The organism is Pseudomonas sp. Teo4 (genome assembly GCF_034387475.1).
Lineage (GTDB): Bacteria > Pseudomonadota > Gammaproteobacteria > Pseudomonadales > Pseudomonadaceae > Aquipseudomonas.
This window is the reverse complement of record NZ_JAXCIL010000002.1, coordinates 144664-159391: the sequence shown is the minus strand read 5'-3', so window position 1 is coordinate 159391 and position 14728 is coordinate 144664. Positions and strand designations below refer to the sequence as shown.

Genomic DNA, 14728 nt, shown 5'->3' with positions numbered 1-14728 from the left:
TCTCGTCACAACCAGCGACCTTGCATGGCCTTTCTTGCACTTGGTATCAACCATAAGACTGCCTCGGTAGACGTACGCGAGCGCGTGGCGTTTACCCCAGAGCAGCTGGTAGACGCCCTGCAGCAGCTCTGCCGACTGACCGCCAGCCGCGAAGCGGCGATTCTGTCGACCTGCAACCGTAGCGAGCTCTATATAGAGCAGGACCACCTGTCAGCCGACGCCGTTCTGCAGTGGCTGGCCGACTATCACCGCCTGAGCCTGGATGAGCTGCGCGCCAGCGCCTACATCCATGAAGAGCACGATGCCGTGAAACACATGATGCGGGTGGCCTCTGGCCTAGACTCGCTGGTGCTCGGCGAGCCGCAGATTCTCGGCCAGATGAAGTCGGCCTATGCCGTGGCCCGCGAGGCGGGCACCATCGGGCCGTTGCTCGGGCGCCTGTTCCAGGCCACCTTCAGTGCCGCCAAGCAAGTGCGTACCGACACCGCGATCGGCGAGAACCCGGTGTCGGTGGCCTTCGCCGCCGTCAGCCTGGCGCGGCAGATCTTCAGTGACCTGGGGCGCAGCCAGGCCTTGTTGATCGGTGCTGGCGAGACCATCACCCTGGTCGCCCGCCATCTCTACGAGCAAGGCGTGCGCCGGATCGTCGTCGCCAACCGCACCCTGGAACGGGCCAGCATCCTGGCCGAACAGTTCGGTGCCCATGCCGTACTGCTGGCCGATATCCCGCAGGAACTGGCCAACAGCGACATCGTCATCAGTTCCACCGCCAGCCAGCTTCCGATCCTCGGCAAAGGCGCGGTGGAAAGTGCGCTGAAACAGCGTCGGCACAAGCCGATCTTCATGGTCGATATCGCCGTGCCACGGGATATCGAGCCCGAAGTCGGCGAGCTCGATGATGTCTACTTGTACACGGTCGATGACCTGCACGAAGTGGTCGCGGAAAACCTCAAGAGCCGCCAGGGCGCAGCGCAGGCTGCTGAAGAGCTGGTCTCGGTGGGTGCCGAGGACTTCATGGTGCGCCTGCGCGAGCTGGCAGCGGTGGATGTGCTGCGTGCCTATCGCCAGCAAAGCGAACGCCTGCGTGACGAAGAACTGCAAAAGGCCCAGCGTCTGCTGGCCAATGGCGGTAGCCCCGAAGATGTACTGGCCCAACTGGCCCGGGGGCTGACCAACAAACTCCTGCATGCGCCCAGCGTGCAGTTGAAAAAGCTCTCGGCCGAGGGCCGCCTCGATGCGCTGGCCATGGCCCAGGAACTCTTTGCCCTCAACGAGGGCTCGACGGACAAAACCCCGCAATGAAAGCGTCGCTGCTGAACAAACTGGACACGCTCCAGGACCGCTTCGAGGAACTCACCGCACTGCTCGGTGACGCCGAAGTCATTTCCGACCAGACCCGCTTCCGCGCCTATTCCCGCGAATACGCCGAAGTCGAGCCGGTCATCGCTGCTTATAAAGAGTGGCGCAAGGTTCAGGACGACCTCGAAGGCGCCCAGGCGCTGCTCAAGGATGCCGACCCCGACCTGCGCGAAATGGCGGTGGAAGAAGTGCGCGAGGCCAAGGAACAATTGGTCGGGCTCGAGTCCCAGCTGCAGCGCATGCTGCTGCCCAAGGACCCCAACGACGGTCGCAACGTGTTCCTGGAAATTCGCGCCGGTACCGGTGGTGACGAAGCGGCGATCTTTTCCGGCGACCTGTTCCGCATGTATTCGCGCTATGCCGAAAGGCGCGGCTGGCGTCTGGAGATTCTCTCGGAGAACGAGGGCGAGCACGGCGGCTACAAAGAAATCATCGCCCGCGTCGAAGGTGACAGCGTCTACGGCAAACTGAAGTTCGAGTCTGGCGCACACCGCGTGCAGCGGGTGCCGGAAACCGAATCCCAGGGCCGTATCCATACCTCCGCGTGCACGGTGGCGGTACTGCCTGAGCCTGATGAGCAAGTGGCTATCGAGATCAACCCTGCCGATCTGCGGGTGGACACCTATCGCGCTTCGGGCGCCGGTGGCCAGCACGTCAACAAGACCGACTCGGCAATCCGGATCACCCACTTGCCCACCGGTATCGTGGTCGAGTGCCAGGAAGAGCGTTCGCAGCACAAGAACCGTGCGCGCGCGATGTCCTGGTTGTCGGCCAAACTCAACGACATGCAAACCAGTGCCGCCCAGAATGCCATCGCCAGCGAGCGCAAGCTGCTGGTCGGCTCGGGCGACCGCTCCGAGCGGATCCGCACCTACAACTATCCACAGGGCCGGGTAACCGATCACCGCATCAACCTGACCCTGTATTCCCTCGACGAAATCCTCGCCGGTGGCGTGGAGGCCGTGATCGAACCGTTGCTGGCCGAGTACCAGGCCGATCAACTGGCAGCCCTGGGGGAATAATGACCATCATCGCCAGCTTGTTGCGCAACGCGCAGTTGCCAGACTCGCCCACCGAGCGCCTGGATGCCGAACTGTTGCTGGCCGCGGCCATCGGCAAGTCGCGCAGCTACCTGCACACCTGGCCCGAGCGTATCGTCAGCAGCGAGGCGGCGGAAGTTTTCGCCGGTTACCTTGAGCGCCGCCGTGCTGGAGAGCCTGTGGCCTACATCCTGGGGCAGCAGGGCTTCTGGAAGCTTGACCTTGAAGTCGCGCCGCACACCCTGATCCCGCGCCCCGATACCGAATTGCTGGTCGAGACCGCTCTGGAGTTGCAGCCAGCTTCGCCAGCCAAGGTACTCGACCTGGGCACCGGCACCGGTGCCATCGCTTTGGCCTTGGCCAGCGATTGCCCGGCCTGGCAGGTGACGGCGGTAGACCGGGTCGACGAGGCCGTGGCACTGGCCGAACGCAACCGCCAGCGCCTGGGGCTGAACAACGTCCAAGTGTTGGCCAGCCATTGGTTCGACAGCCTGGCAGGGCAGCGCTTCAACCTCGTTCTGAGCAACCCGCCCTACATCGCTGCCGAGGACCCGCACCTGGTGGCGGGCGACGTGCGTTTCGAGCCCAGCAGCGCGCTGGTGGCGGGCATCGATGGCCTGGATGACCTTCGGGTAATCATCGACCAGGCGCCGGAGCACCTGCTGCCAGGCGGTTGGCTGTTGCTCGAACACGGCTATGATCAAGCTGCCTCGGTGCAGGCGTTGTTGACTGCGCGGGGCTTTACCGAGGTTGCCAGCCGCAAGGACCTGGGCGGCCACGAACGTATCACTGTGGGGCGTCTGCCATGTTGAGTGATCAGGAGCTGTTGCGTTACAGCCGGCAGGTGTTGCTGGCCCAAGTCGATATCGATGGCCAACTGCGGCTCAAGCGCGGCAAGGCATTGATCGTCGGCCTTGGCGGCCTCGGTTCGCCGGTGGCGCTGTACCTGGCTGCGGCAGGGGTGGGCGAACTGCATCTGGCGGACTTCGACACCGTCGACCTGACCAACCTGCAGCGCCAGGTGATTCACGACAGCACCAGCGTCGGCATGAGCAAGGTGGACTCGGCGATCCAGCGTCTGCAGGCCATCAACCCCGAAGTGGGGCTGGTTGCCCATCGCCAGGCGCTGGACGAAGACTCCTTAGCCTCGGCGGTAGCTGCGGTGGACCTGGTGTTGGACTGCTCGGACAACTTCGCCACCCGCGAAGCCGTCAACGCGGCCTGTGTGGCTGCCGGCAAGCCGCTGGTCAGCGGCGCCGCCATTCGCCTGGAAGGGCAGCTTTCGGTGTTCGACCCGCGCCGCGACAACAGCCCTTGCTACCACTGCCTGTATGGCCACGGTACTGAGGCTGAGCTGACCTGCAGCGAGGCCGGTGTGATCGGCCCGCTGGTGGGGCTGGTGGGCAGCTTGCAGGCACTGGAGGCCATGAAACTGCTGGCTGGGTTCGGCGAGCCACTGGTGGGGCGGTTGTTGCTGATCGACGCCCTGGGCACGCGCATGCGTGAGCTGCGGGTCAAGCGCGACCCGGCCTGCGCGGTGTGTGGTAACCGGCATGGCTGAGCGCTCGGCGCCGGTCGGCGTGATGGACTCGGGGGTCGGCGGTTTGTCGGTGCTCGCCGAGATCCAGCGTCAGCTGCCCAGCGAGTCGTTGCTGTATGTCGCCGATTGTGGCCATGTGCCCTATGGTGAGAAATCGGCAGACTACATCCGCGATCGTTGTCGGCGCATTGCCGAGTTCTTTCATGCCCAGGGGGCCAAGGCCATGGTCCTGGCCTGCAACACCGCCACGGTGGCGGCGGTGGCCGACCTGCGTGAGCGCTACCCGAACTGGCCGTTGGTGGGCATGGAGCCTGCGGTAAAGCCGGCCGCGGCGGCGACCCGTTCCGGCGTGGTCGGGGTACTGGCCACCACCGGCACGCTGCAAAGTGCCATGTTCGCCGCGTTGCTCGACCGCTTCGCCAATGACGTGCAAGTGATTACCCAACCCTGCCCAGGGTTGGTCGAGCGGATAGAGACCGGTGACCTCGGCAGCCCGCAGTTGCGCCAGTTGCTGCTGGGCTATGTGCAGCCGCTGTTGGAGGCGGGCTGCGATACGCTGATTCTGGGTTGCACCCATTACCCCTTCCTGCGCCCGCTACTGGCCGAAATGGTGCCAGCGGATGTTGCGATCATCGATACCGGCGCCGCGGTTGCACGGCAGTTGCAGCGCTTGCTGGCCGCTCGGGAATTGCTGTCCGACGGGCCGGCGCAGGCCGCGCGCTTCTGGAGCAGTGCCGACCCACAAGTCTTGAGAAATATCCTGCCTTTGCTGTGGCATAAGTCCGACAGTGTGCAAAGCTTTCCGTTGTAAAAGCTACGCGGAATAAAGCTGAACTATCGTACTACCGCCGATTTCTACCGATTTGCCTGACACAAGGCGAACACTCATAACAGCATCAGGAAGAAGGATGTTTCTCATGAAGAAACGGCTTGGCTTGGCGGCGGCTGCCGCATGGTTTCTGGGGCATATGGTGTCGGCGCAGGCAGCCGATATTTCGTTTTCGGTGGGGCAGACCAGTGATTCCACCCAGGTCTATCGCCTGGGGCTGCAATCGAACTGGGACGCAAGTTGGTGGCAAAGCAGTACTGGCCGGCTGACAGGGTACTGGGATGGTGCCTACAGCTATTGGGACGGCGACGATACCGCGAGCAACCATAGCCTGTCGTTTGCGCCGGTTTTCGTTTATGAGTTCGCCGGGGAGTCGGTCAAACCTTACATCGAGGCCGGTATCGGTGTGGCGGCGTTTTCCAGTACCGAACTGGAGAGCAACGAGTTGGGATCGTCGTTCCAGTTCGAGGACCGTATCGGCTTTGGTTTGCGCTTTGCAGGCGGGCATGAGATTGGTGTGCGCGCCATTCACTATTCCAATGCGGGTATCAAGCAACCCAACGATGGGGTTGAAAGCTACAGCCTGGATTACCGGATGGCGCTTTGAGTTGGTCGCACGCCCCCATCGCTGGCTCGCCGGCAATGGGGGCGGTGCTGACAAGGTGTTTACCTGCTCGGCAACGGCCAAAGGCTGTTGAGGTCGAGCGCCTCCAGTACCAGCTCCGGTTCCCGCAATGGCAACCGCTGGATCAGTTCCTGGGCCGCGGTGTCCGGCGTCCATGGTTCTGGAACAGCCTGGGCAGAGGTCACGTGCGTCTTCAGTGACTGCGGCGCCACCACCGTCAAATCAATACCCTGTCGCTTCAGCTCTTCACGCTGCTCACGCAACCACTGCGGCATGTTGTTCCAGCCCGCGGTCACTTGTGTTGGCGCGTGCAGCTGCAGGGCCGAGTAGCGATTGAATATCGCCGTTACCTGCGGCGTCGTGCCCTGTGCCAGCAGCGGCAGGGCGTGGGTGAGGCAGTGTTCGCCAGCCAGTTGGTTGCTGTTGACGATCGTCTCGAACAGGTCGGCGTCCGCCACAGTGTCGGGCAGATAATCGCTGGTGCCAGCGTTGAGGATCAGGCTGTCCAGTGCGCACCAGGTACGGCAGATCTGCTCGCAGGCACTGGTTACCTGGTCTTCCTCCTGCAACTGCCAGGGCAGGCGCAGCAAACGACGGCCATGCTCTACGGCCAAGGCATCCAGCGTGTCGCTTTCCTTGCCACTTGCAGCAACGCAGTGCCCGGCATCGAGCAACTGTTCAACCAAGGCCAGACCCAGTCCATTACTGGCCCCCGTAACCCAAAAAATACGTGAGTTGTTCAAGATACTGCCCTCTGATCCTGCCGGCGCGGAAGGCTTTTGAAGGCTTCCAGGGCGCGCTGGCGACTGCTTCCGAGATCTACGATCGGACTGTGATAAGAATTATTAGCAAAAAGATCGGCCGACTTCACGGGCTCGTGAATCCTTTTGTCGTCCAACCCCGATAATTCCGGTAACCAGTGACGAATGAAGCGCCCTTGTGGGTCGAAGCGCTGTGACTGGGAGACCGGGTTGAAGATGCGGAAATACGGCACGGCATCGGTGCCGGTGGATGCACTCCACTGCCAGCCGCCGTTGTTGGCCGCAAGGTCGCCGTCGATCAGGTGGCGCATGAAGTGGCGTTCGCCCTGGCGCCAGTCGATCAGCAGGTTCTTGCTCAGGAACATGGCGACGACCATGCGCAGGCGGTTGTGCATCCACCCGGTTTCCAGCAGCTGGCGCATGGCGGCATCGATGATCGGAAAACCGGTACGGCCTTCTTTCCAGGCGGCGAGATCGTCGGGGGCGTCACGCCAGGGCAGGGCTTCTGTCTGGTCGCGGAAGGCGCGGTGTCGGGAGACCTGTGGATAACCGTTCAGGATGTGTTTGTAGAATTCCCGCCACAGCAGTTCGTTGATCCAGGTCTGCACCCCTGTGCTGCCACTGTCGAGTTCGCCGCGGTTGTGGGCCAGCGCCGCATGCAGGCACTGCCGTGGCGAGATCACGCCAGCGGCCAGGTAGGCGGATAGCTGGCTGGTGCCGGGCTGCGCGGGGAGATCGCGTAGGTGCTGGTAGTCCTCGACCGTTTCGTCGAGAAAACGGCCAAGCCGCGCCTGTGCTTCATGCTCTCCGGCAGGCCAGAGTGCTCTGAGGGTGTCGGTCGGTGTGTCGAAACCTGCGATTCGCTCCGGAATCGGGTCACTTGGGATGTTCAGTGGGGCCTGGCGTTGCACGCGGCGAGCAAGCGTTGGCAGGCTCAGGTACAGCCGCTCAAGACAGGCTTTCTTGAACTGGCTGAACACCTGGAAATAGTGGCCGCTGCGGGTGAGGACGGTGCCGGGGCCCAGAAGCAGTTGGTCCAGATAGCTGTGCGCATGGATGCCGGACTGCTTCAGCAGCCGGCGTGTTGCCTCGTCACGACGGTTTTCATTGATGCCGTATTCGTCGTTCCAGTGCACCGCGTCGACTTGAAGTTGCTTGCAGACGTCGAGCAGCGCCTGAGGGGCTTCATCCCAGCTGTCGACCGTGCGGACCAGCAGCGGAATGTTGAGTGCTTCCAGCGACTGGCGCAGCTCGCGCAGGTTGCGCAGCCAGAAGTCGACCTTGCACGCGGCATCGTCGTGGGCCAGCCACTGACCGGGGCTGGCCAGCCAGATGGCCACGGTCGGGCCGCGCTCACAGGCGGCGCTCAAGGCGGTGTTGTCGGAGATGCGCAGGTCGGTGCGCAGCCAGATCAATTGCATGACGGGGTCAACTCTTCAGGCGGGCGGCCTTGGCGTTGCAGCACGCGCAGGGCCGCCTGTGGGGTATCGAACAGGAACAGCTGGTCAAGGTTCAGCGCCTGCAACTGTGTTGCATGCAGGGCAACGGTTAGGCCACCCAACAACTTCACCCCGTCCACCTCAGCCAGGGTCCGCTGCAGGGTTTTGAGGTCGATGCGCGGCCCCAGGTGCAGCAGCAGTGCGCGGGGGCGAAGGGCCGTGACGGCGCGCTGCAGTTCCGCTGCGCCGACCGGGTATTCGAGCACCTCCACGGCGATGCCGTTGCTGCTCAAGAGCCAGGCATACAGCCACAGGCTGATGTCGAAAGGCCGTTCGCTGTCTTCGGCAAGAAGTACAGGTGGCCCAGGCAGCAGTTGGTTGTCGTGATAGACCCGTGCCCCCAGCTTGCTGCGCAACCAGGTGTGGAAGAACACCTGCTCCAGACGTGCGTTGAAATAGCTGCGCCAGCGTTGGGCAAGGCTGTCGAGCAAGGGCAGCAGCAACTGCTCGCAGAGGGTGATGGCCGGGTAAAGCGCCATCACCTGATTGAGCTGCTGATCGAGTGCGCGTTGCGAGAGGCTGGCGATGGCCTCGATCAGTTGCTCCTGACGGGCCTGCCAGTCGCCTTGGGGGGCACTGTTTGCAGGTTGATCGAGCAGTTCGCGTACCTGGCCGACCGATGCACCGCGTTCCAGCCAGGCAAGAATGGCCTCGACGCGTTCGAGTTGGTCAAGCGGATACAGGCGGTGGCCTTTGGAGGTGCGCTGCGGCTTGAGCAAGCCATAGCGCCGCTCCCACGCGCGAAGGGTGACTGGGTTGACGCCGGTGCGGCGGGCCAGTTCGCCGATGGGCAGCAGCTCAGACAGCATTGCGCAGCCCCAGGTCCTCAGGGTGTGGTTGCAGGTAGGCTTGTTGCAGCAAGTAAGGGTCCGGGTGCTTGCGCAAATGGTGCTTGAGCAGGGTCAGGGGAACCACCAGCGGTATCACACCCTGCTGGTACTGGCCGATGATGGTCTGCAACTCGGCTTTGTCCTGCGAGCTGAGCGCGTCTTTCAGGTAGCCGCTGAGGTGCTGCAGGACATTGCCGTGGGTGCCACGGCTGGCGCAGCGACGCAGGGCCTGCATGAGCAGGCTGAAGTAGCGCGGTCCAACCACCAACGGGTCGTCTTCCTTGCGCAGGGTGCCGAGCAGGCGGCCGAGTTCGCGGTAGGCCTGGGGGTTGTTGGCCATCAGCAGGTACTTGTAGCGCGAGTGAAAACGCACCAGTGCGCCGCGGCTCAAGCCCGCGGCCAGCAGCCGTTGCCAGTCGGCGTAGGCATACACGCGGCTGATGAAGTTCTCGCGTAGCACGGGGTCGTGCAGGCGGCCTTCCTCTTCAACCGGCAGGTCTGGGCGACGTTCGCAGAAGGCGGCAGCGAAGGCACCTCGCCCGCCTTTGCGCGCAGGGTGGCCGTCCTCTTGATAGACCTTGACCCGTTCCAGGCCGCAGGACGGGGATTTCTGCATGAAGATATAGCCGCAGATGTCGTGCAGCTGTGTCGCAATCTGCTCGCCGTACGCGCGCAAGGGGCCCGATAGGTCGGTACCCGGGTTGCGGGTGCCCACCACTTCGGGGTGTTCAGGGTTGCCTACCAGGCGAATGGGGTCTCGTGGAATGCCAAGGCCGATGGCCACTTCGGGGCATACAGGAAGCCATTCGAAATGGTCTTCCAACTGGCCGAGGCACAGATCGGACGCCTTGTGCCCGCCGTTGTAACGCACGTTGTGTCCGGTAAGGCAGGCGCTGATGCCGATGCGAGGCTTACTGTGGACGGAAGGGTCGTGCATGGCTGTCTCCAGAGACCTTGTACATAAAAAAATGCGTGTACAAGTTCATTCCAGCACAACCAGAAATTTATGCAACCTAGTATTTTTGTATAGGTTTAGCGCTCGCTCAGTCGAGGTGCTCCAGTAGGCGGCGGGCAGCCTCCTGGCCACTGAGCCAGGCGCCTTCGACACGGCCGGACAGGCACCAGTCGCCGCAGGCATACAACCCTTGGTCGGCATCGGCCAAAGCGCCCCATTCGTGGTTGCCGGCCGGGCGGGCGTACAGCCAGCGGTGCGCCAGGGCGAACGTGGGGGCGGGCACCACGCAACCGATCAATTCGGCGAATTCTCCCCACAACTGTTCGATCACCTCTTCCTTGGACAGGTCGATGTGCTGTCTGCTCCAGTTGGAGGTGGCGTGCAGGACCCAGGTATCGAGGTGCTCGTCTCGCCCTGGCTTGCTGCGGTTGCGGGCCAGCCAGTCAAGCGGGTTGTCCTGAACGAAGCAGCCTTGCATGGGCGTGTCGAGTGGTGTCTGGAAGCCCAGGGCGATGGCCCAGGTAGGCTCCATCGTCACCCCTGCCGCCACGGCGGCAAGCTTGGGTGTGGCCGCAAGCAGCGGCGTCGCCTGAGGGGCCGGCACGGCGATCACCACGCGGCTGTAGGGGCCATGGCTGCAACCCTCGGTGTCCTGCAGGTGCCAGAACTGTTTGCCGCGGAAGACTTCGGCGATGCGGCAGCCGAAATTGACCGTCACATCCTTGAGCAGGCCACGGGTGATTGCGCTCATGCGTGGCACGCCAACCCAGCGGGTTTGCTCGTCAGGGGATGGGGTCAGTTCGCCGTCGCGGTAGTTGTACAGCTGCGGCTTCCACTGCGCCGCCCAACCGTTGGCGACCCATTGTTGCACCTGTTCGACAAAGCGTCGGTCGCGGGCGGTGAAGTACTGGGCGCCCAGGTCGAGCGCACCGGCTTCGCTGCGTTTGCTGGCCATGCGACCGCCACTGCCGTGGCCCTTGTCGAACAAGTGGACGGCCTGCCCGGCCTTCTGCAAGGCCTGGGCGGCGGACAGGCCGGCAATGCCGGCACCGATGATAGCGATTGGTACTGTCATGATGGCCTCTTCGAACCTTGCTGTTATGCAGACTACGCTGTCAGGCAAACCTGTACAATGCACAATGTTTGTATAAGGTTATTCCGCTTCATGGAGCAGGTTGGCCTATGTTTAACGAAAGCGTTGGGTCAAACATCTGGTAAGCAAAGTGCCTTGATCTTAAAAATAGACCACAGGCGCACTCCACGAGGACACAGCCATGCATATATTGCTGACAGGCGGCACCGGCTTGATTGGCCAGCACCTGTGCCAGCTCTGGCGAAGCCAGGGCCACCGTCTCACCGTGTGGAGTCGCCGCCCCGAACAGGTCCCCAGATTATGTGGCAGCGGCGTGCGCGGTATCGCCCGGTTGGAGGACTTGGGCGACGACGAGGCGCTGGATGCGGTAGTCAACCTGGCCGGCGCGCCCATCGCCGACCGGCCCTGGACCGCGGCTCGGCGCAACCTGCTGTGGGCCAGTCGGGTCACCCTCACCGAGCAACTGCTGGCGTGGCTTGAAGCCCGGGAACAACGTCCCGAGGTGCTGGTATCCGGGTCTGCGGTGGGTTGGTACGGTGACGGCGGTGAGCGCGAGCTGACCGAAGCTTCGCCGCCAGTGCGTGAAGACTTTGCCAGCCAGCTGTGCATTGCCTGGGAGGAAACCGCCATGCGTGCCCAGGCCCTTGGCATACGGGTGGTGCTGGTGCGTACCGGCTTGGTATTGGCCGCCGATGGCGGCTTTTTGTCACGCCTGCGCCTGCCGTTCAAACTCGGCTTGGGCGGGCCGTTGGGCGATGGCCGGCAGTGGATGCCCTGGGTTCATATAGACGATGAAATCGCCCTCATTGATTTTCTCTTGCAGCATAAGGACGCCAGCGGTCCTTATAATGCCTGCGCGCCAGAGCCTGTACGCAACCGCGAGTTCGCCAGGCGCCTGGGCCGGGCTCTGCACCGGCCAGCGCTGTTGCCGGTGCCCGGATTGCTGCTGAAGGCGGGCCTGGGCGAGCTGTCGACCCTGCTGCTCGGCGGCCAGCGGGCACGACCGGTGCGCTTGCTGGCCGCAGGTTTCACGTTCCGTTACAACGATCTGCAATCGGCGCTGGGCAGTCTGTCCAGCCGCCTCTGACATAGGACGCTGCATGACCGATCACGCCCTGCTACTGGTCAACCTGGGTTCACCGGCCTCCACCTCGGTGGCCGATGTGCGCCGTTACCTCAACCAGTTCCTGATGGACCCTTATGTGATCGACCTGCCGTGGCCTGTGCGGCGTCTGCTGGTGTCGCTGATCCTGATCAAGCGCCCGGAGCAGTCGGCCCATGCCTATGCCTCGATCTGGTGGGACGAGGGTTCGCCTCTGGTGGTGCTGACCCGGCGTCTGCAGGCGGCAATGGTCGAGCACTGGCCCCATGGCCCCGTTGAAATTGCCATGCGCTATGGCGAGCCGGCCTTGCCGGATGTGCTGGCGCGGCTGGCTGCGCAGGGTGTGCGCAAGGTAACCCTGGCGCCGCTTTATCCACAATTTGCCGACAGCACGGTCACCACCGTGGTGGCGTTGGCGAACCAGACGATTGCCGAGCGCCAGTTGCCCCTGCAAATGCGCGTGCTGCAGCCGTTCTATGACCACCCGGACTACATCGACGCCCTGGTTGCCAGTGCCAAACCGTATCTGGAGCAGGACTACGATCACCTGTTGCTGAGTTTCCATGGCCTGCCGGAACGGCACCTGAAAAAGCTCGACCCGACCGGCCAGCATGATTTCCAGGCCGCCGATTGCTGCAAGGATGCCAGCGCCGAGATGCGTGCGGTGTGCTACCGCGGGCAGTGCCTGGCCACGGCCAAGGCGTTCGCGGCAAGCATGGGTATTGCCGATGGCAAGTGGTCGGTGTCGTTCCAGTCCCGCTTGGGGCGCGCCAAGTGGATCGAGCCCTACACCGAAACGCGTCTGGACGAACTGGGGAAGGCAGGGGTGAAGAAGCTGCTGGTGATGTGCCCGGCGTTCGTCGCCGATTGCATCGAGACACTGGAAGAGATCGGCGATCGGGGCAAGGAGCAGTTCGTCGAGGCGGGCGGTGAGGAACTGGTGCTGGTGCCGTGCCTTAATGACCACCCGGAGTGGGTGCGGGTGCTGGCGGGGATGTGCGAGAAGGTTTGAGGTTTTGCTTGTTTGAGCTGGTCTCATCACCAGCAAGCAGGCTCCTACAGAGTTGCCGAAGCACTTGTGGGAGCCGGCTTGTCGTGGCGACGAACCGCGACGATAGGGCCTGATCAGCCAATCACGGCATTTGATCATCCAGCTGTTTTTTCTTCCAACCGTCGTTGCCCGGCAGAATCAGGTTCAGGGCAATGGCCACGATGGCGCACAGCGCGATACCTTTCAGGCCCCAATCGTCCGGGCCGTCGCCGCTGCCGATCATTACGCCACCGATACCGAACACCAGCGTCACCGAAACGATCACCAGGTTGCGCGCCTCGGCCAGGTCGATCTTGTGACGGATCATGGTGTTCATGCCCACCGCCGCAATCGAGCCGAACAGCAGGCAGAGAATACCGCCCATCACCGGAACCGGAATGCTCTGCAGCAGCGCGCCGAACTTGCCGATGAAGGCCAGGGTGATGGCAAAGATAGCCGCCCAGGTCATGATCTTCGGGTTGTAGTTCTTGGTCAGCATCACCGCGCCGGTCACTTCGGCGTAGGTGGTGTTGGGCGGGCCGCCGAACAGGCCGGCTGCGGTGGTCGCCAGGCCATCGCCCAGCAGGGTGCGGTGCAGGCCAGGTTTTTTCAGGTAGTCACGGCCGGTCACGCTGCCCACGGCAATCACGCCGCCAATGTGTTCGATGGCCGGGGCCAAGGCCACGGGCACGATGAACAGAATGGCCTGCCAGTTGAAGGCGGGTGCGGTGAAGTTGGGCAGTTCCAGCCACGGCGCGGCGGCGATCTTGGCGGTGTCGACCACGCCGAAGGCGAACGACAGGGCAAAGCCCACCAATACACCGGCGATGATCGGCACCAGGCGGAAGATGCCCTTGCCGAACACGGCGACGATCAGGGTGGTCAGCAGTGCCGGCATGGAGATCATCATGGCGGTCTTGTAGGGCAGCAGCACACTGCCGTCACCTGCCTTGCCCATGGCCATGTTGGCAGCGATGGGCGCCATGGCCAGGCCGATGGAAATGATCACCGGGCCGATCACCACGGGCGGCAGCATACGGTCGATGAAACCGGTGCCCTTGATCTTCACCATCAGGCCCATGAAGGTGTAGACGAAGCCTGCGGCCATCACGCCGCCCATGGTCTCGGCCAGGCCGAACTGGCCCTTGGCGAGGATGATCGGGGTGATGAAGGCAAAGCTCGAGGCCAGAAATACCGGTACTTGCCGGCCGGTGACCAACTGGAACAGCAAGGTGCCGATACCCGCGGTGAACAGCGCGACGTTCGGATCGAGGCCGGTGATCAGTGGCATCAGCACCAGCGCGCCGAATGCCACGAAGAGCATCTGCGCGCCCGAAACGACCTGGCGCCAGAGCGGGTCGTTGAAGCCGTCCTGCATGATCAGGCGTCCTTCTGCTTGGTGCCGAAGATCTTGTCGCCGGCATCGCCCAAGCCTGGGACGATGTAACCATGCTCGTTCAGGTGCTGGTCGATCGAGGCGGTGTAGATCTGCACGTCAGGGTGGGCTTTTTCCACCACTTCGATGCCTTCTGGTGCCGCGACCAGAACCATGGCGCGGATTTCCTTGCAACCGGCCTTTTTCAGAAGGTCGATGGTGGCGACCATCGAGCCGCCGGTGGCCAGCATCGGGTCGATGATCAGGGCCAGGCGCTGGTTGATGTCCGGCGCGAGTTTTTCCAGGTAGGTGTGCGCTTCCAGGGTTTCTTCGTTACGCGCAACGCCCACGGCGCTGACCTTGGCGCCCGGAATCAGGCTGAGCACGCCGTCGAGCATGCCGATGCCAGCACGAAGAATAGGCACCACGGTGATCTTCTTGCCGGCGATTTTTTCCACTTGAACCTTGCCACACCAGCCGTCGATTTCGTAGGTTTCGAGCGGCAGGTCCTGGGTGGCTTCGTAGGTCAGAAGTGCGCCGACTTCCTGGGCGAGTTCGCGAAAATTCTTGGTGCTGATATCGGCACGGCGCATCAGGCCGAGCTTGTGGCGGATCAGCGGATGGCGGATCTCACGAGTGGGCATAGGGGGGCTCCGAAAGGCGGGCAAAAAAACCGCGCTAGATTAATCT

15 protein-coding genes are annotated in these 14728 nt (G+C 63.1%); 8 read left to right on the top strand and 7 right to left on the bottom strand.

From position 1 onward, the window contains the following. Window positions 1-24: 24 nt before the first annotated feature. The 6 genes from hemA (at window position 25) to PspTeo4_RS17075 (ending at window position 5375) form a co-directional block, all read left to right on the top strand. A complete protein-coding gene (gene hemA, locus PspTeo4_RS17100) occupies window positions 25-1302 on the top strand; it encodes a glutamyl-tRNA reductase (protein WP_322365080.1) in 1278 nt (425 codons plus the stop codon). Beyond that, complete coding sequence (prfA, locus tag PspTeo4_RS17095) at window positions 1299-2381, top strand: peptide chain release factor 1 (protein WP_322365079.1); 1083 nt, start codon at window positions 1299-1301, stop codon at window positions 2379-2381. Before hemA ends, prfA begins: the two co-directional genes overlap by 4 nt. After that, the gene (gene prmC, locus PspTeo4_RS17090; RefSeq protein ID WP_322365076.1) at window positions 2381-3211 is read left to right on the top strand and encodes a peptide chain release factor N(5)-glutamine methyltransferase; all 831 of its coding nucleotides are present in this window, start codon (window positions 2381-2383) and stop codon (window positions 3209-3211) included. Before prfA ends, prmC begins: the two co-directional genes overlap by 1 nt. Next, on the top strand, window positions 3205-3960 hold the full coding sequence (locus PspTeo4_RS17085) for a molybdopterin-synthase adenylyltransferase MoeB (RefSeq protein ID WP_322365074.1): 756 nt from the start codon (window positions 3205-3207) through the stop codon (window positions 3958-3960). The genes prmC and PspTeo4_RS17085 overlap by 7 nt, the downstream gene beginning before the upstream one ends. Further along, a complete protein-coding gene (gene murI / locus PspTeo4_RS17080) occupies window positions 3953-4750 on the top strand; it encodes a glutamate racemase (protein ID WP_322365072.1) in 798 nt (265 codons plus the stop codon). Before PspTeo4_RS17085 ends, murI begins: the two co-directional genes overlap by 8 nt. Window positions 4751-4847: 97 nt before the next feature. Beyond that, a complete protein-coding gene (locus tag PspTeo4_RS17075) occupies window positions 4848-5375 on the top strand; it encodes an acyloxyacyl hydrolase (RefSeq protein WP_416196959.1) in 528 nt (175 codons plus the stop codon). Window positions 5376-5434: 59 nt separating this feature from the next. Here PspTeo4_RS17075 and PspTeo4_RS17070 read toward each other — a convergent pair whose 3' ends face one another. The 5 genes from PspTeo4_RS17070 to PspTeo4_RS17050 form a co-directional block, all read right to left on the bottom strand. Continuing rightward, window positions 5435-6136: an SDR family oxidoreductase gene (locus tag PspTeo4_RS17070; protein ID WP_322365068.1), complete on the bottom strand. Its 702-nt coding sequence runs from the start codon at window positions 6134-6136 to the stop codon at window positions 5435-5437. Then, on the bottom strand, window positions 6133-7575 hold the full coding sequence (phrB, locus tag PspTeo4_RS17065) for a deoxyribodipyrimidine photo-lyase (protein WP_322365066.1): 1443 nt from the start codon (window positions 7573-7575) through the stop codon (window positions 6133-6135). The genes PspTeo4_RS17070 and phrB overlap by 4 nt, the downstream gene beginning before the upstream one ends. Continuing rightward, a complete protein-coding gene (locus PspTeo4_RS17060; RefSeq protein ID WP_322365064.1) occupies window positions 7566-8462 on the bottom strand; it encodes a MerR family transcriptional regulator in 897 nt (298 codons plus the stop codon). Before PspTeo4_RS17060 ends, phrB begins: the two co-directional genes overlap by 10 nt. Beyond that, entirely contained in the window at window positions 8452-9420 is a 969-nt protein-coding gene (locus tag PspTeo4_RS17055) for a DUF523 and DUF1722 domain-containing protein (RefSeq protein ID WP_322365062.1), read from the bottom strand. The genes PspTeo4_RS17060 and PspTeo4_RS17055 overlap by 11 nt, the downstream gene beginning before the upstream one ends. Before the next feature lie 106 nt (window positions 9421-9526). After that, on the bottom strand, window positions 9527-10513 hold the full coding sequence (locus PspTeo4_RS17050; RefSeq protein ID WP_322365060.1) for an NAD(P)/FAD-dependent oxidoreductase: 987 nt from the start codon (window positions 10511-10513) through the stop codon (window positions 9527-9529). 199 nt (window positions 10514-10712) lie between these two features. Between PspTeo4_RS17050 and PspTeo4_RS17045 the strand changes: the two genes are divergently transcribed. After that, window positions 10713-11618, top strand: coding sequence for a TIGR01777 family oxidoreductase (locus PspTeo4_RS17045; protein WP_322365058.1), 906 nt, complete (start codon window positions 10713-10715; stop codon window positions 11616-11618). Window positions 11619-11631: 13 nt separating this feature from the next. Further along, window positions 11632-12645: a ferrochelatase gene (hemH, locus tag PspTeo4_RS17040; protein WP_322365056.1), complete on the top strand. Its 1014-nt coding sequence runs from the start codon at window positions 11632-11634 to the stop codon at window positions 12643-12645. A 121-nt stretch (window positions 12646-12766) separates the two neighbouring features. Here the strand turns inward: hemH and PspTeo4_RS17035 are convergent, their stop codons facing one another. Both PspTeo4_RS17035 and upp read right to left on the bottom strand, forming a co-directional pair. Then, window positions 12767-14041, bottom strand: coding sequence for a uracil-xanthine permease family protein (locus PspTeo4_RS17035; protein WP_322365054.1), 1275 nt, complete (start codon window positions 14039-14041; stop codon window positions 12767-12769). 2 nt (window positions 14042-14043) lie between these two features. Beyond that, window positions 14044-14682, bottom strand: a complete 639-nt coding sequence (upp, locus tag PspTeo4_RS17030) for a uracil phosphoribosyltransferase (protein ID WP_023382340.1) — start codon at window positions 14680-14682, stop codon at window positions 14044-14046. Window positions 14683-14728: the final 46 nt, after the last annotated feature.

Bases quoted from the DNA above. Each gene is read 5' to 3' on its own strand.
- hemH (WP_322365056.1), top strand. From the start codon at position 11,632: ATGACCGATCACGCCCTGCTACTGGTCAACCTGGGTTCACCGGCCTCC.
- murI (WP_322365072.1), top strand. From the start codon at position 3,953: ATGGCTGAGCGCTCGGCGCCGGTCGGCGTGATGGACTCGGGGGTCGGC.
- PspTeo4_RS17045 (WP_322365058.1), top strand. From the start codon at position 10,713: ATGCATATATTGCTGACAGGCGGCACCGGCTTGATTGGCCAGCACCTG.
- hemA (WP_322365080.1), top strand. From the start codon at position 25: ATGGCCTTTCTTGCACTTGGTATCAACCATAAGACTGCCTCGGTAGAC.
- prmC (WP_322365076.1), top strand. From the start codon at position 2,381: ATGACCATCATCGCCAGCTTGTTGCGCAACGCGCAGTTGCCAGACTCG.
- PspTeo4_RS17085 (WP_322365074.1), top strand. From the start codon at position 3,205: ATGTTGAGTGATCAGGAGCTGTTGCGTTACAGCCGGCAGGTGTTGCTG.
- PspTeo4_RS17075 (WP_416196959.1), top strand. From the start codon at position 4,848: ATGTTTCTCATGAAGAAACGGCTTGGCTTGGCGGCGGCTGCCGCATGG.
- PspTeo4_RS17055 (WP_322365062.1), bottom strand. From the start codon at position 9,420: ATGCACGACCCTTCCGTCCACAGTAAGCCTCGCATCGGCATCAGCGCC.
- PspTeo4_RS17050 (WP_322365060.1), bottom strand. From the start codon at position 10,513: ATGACAGTACCAATCGCTATCATCGGTGCCGGCATTGCCGGCCTGTCC.
- upp (WP_023382340.1), bottom strand. From the start codon at position 14,682: ATGCCCACTCGTGAGATCCGCCATCCGCTGATCCGCCACAAGCTCGGC.
- phrB (WP_322365066.1), bottom strand. From the start codon at position 7,575: ATGCAATTGATCTGGCTGCGCACCGACCTGCGCATCTCCGACAACACC.
- PspTeo4_RS17035 (WP_322365054.1), bottom strand. From the start codon at position 14,041: ATGCAGGACGGCTTCAACGACCCGCTCTGGCGCCAGGTCGTTTCGGGC.
- prfA (WP_322365079.1), top strand. From the start codon at position 1,299: ATGAAAGCGTCGCTGCTGAACAAACTGGACACGCTCCAGGACCGCTTC.
- PspTeo4_RS17060 (WP_322365064.1), bottom strand. From the start codon at position 8,462: ATGCTGTCTGAGCTGCTGCCCATCGGCGAACTGGCCCGCCGCACCGGC.